At 30.7% G+C, this 841-nt stretch carries 1 pseudogene; it reads left to right on the top strand.

Going from position 1 to position 841, the window contains the following annotated elements:
• Positions 1-301 precede the first annotated feature (301 nt).
• A pseudogene (locus N9I19_RS25425) lies at positions 302-484 on the top strand (HD domain-containing phosphohydrolase); the annotation flags it as partial.
• Positions 485-841 lie beyond the last annotated feature (357 nt).

Genomic DNA, 841 nt, shown 5'->3' with positions numbered 1-841 from the left:
GGGTTCTAGAAAAAGGACATAGAAAACCCCGAATAAGGGACTTTTTTTACTGTGTCCATTATTCGGGGTATAGTTCAATCTAAGCTGGGTCTTTTAATATTTGCGTATTGGCTGATTTTTCAAAATGTGAATATCAAGTGTTTGAATATGAGTGAAAGACTTAAGGTTTTGGAGTATCAAAGATTAAAACGGCTAATAAAATAAATTGAATTTAATCACCATGTTTTTCAAGTAGTATGATACTCATCAAAACTATCGAAGTGAAACATTTTGCTTTTGACCAAGATTATTAAATAAAACGGAAAGTCTAACTGCCGAGGATCATGAGGAGATTCACAATCATCCTATTTTTAGCTATAAAATGATAAAAGATAGTTCCATCATTAAGGATAGTGTGAAGGTAGCCGTTCTAGAGCAACACAGAAGGTTAGATGGAACGGGTTATCCCGAAAGGTGGAAAACAAAGTTCATGAACTTATTTTAAAAATTATTGTTGTTGCAAAAGTCTTTCACGCCATGAATTCCAAAAAGGATATATAGAAGAAATACTATAATGATAAGAAAAAAGTTTACTCTTAAAAAGATAAGCTTCTAGGGGGATGACCAATTTTTTTTATCAAGGGATTCATATATTTTATTTATTTTAAAATAACTCTTGCTTTTATTTCTGATACTGGATATAATAACTAAGTCGACATCGAAATAAAAAAAGTTGTTGACAAAAAATAATATAGTTGATATATTATTAAAGTCGTTTCTAAGCGAACGACAACGAAATTGCTCTTTGAAAACTGAACAAAACAAAGCGCCAACGTTAAATTTTAAGTGAGCACACACTATT

Source organism: Peribacillus sp. CSMR9 (genome assembly GCF_033141925.1).
GTDB lineage: Bacteria > Bacillota > Bacilli > Bacillales > DSM-1321 > Peribacillus > Peribacillus simplex_A.
This window is presented reverse-complemented; position numbering and strand designations above follow the sequence as displayed.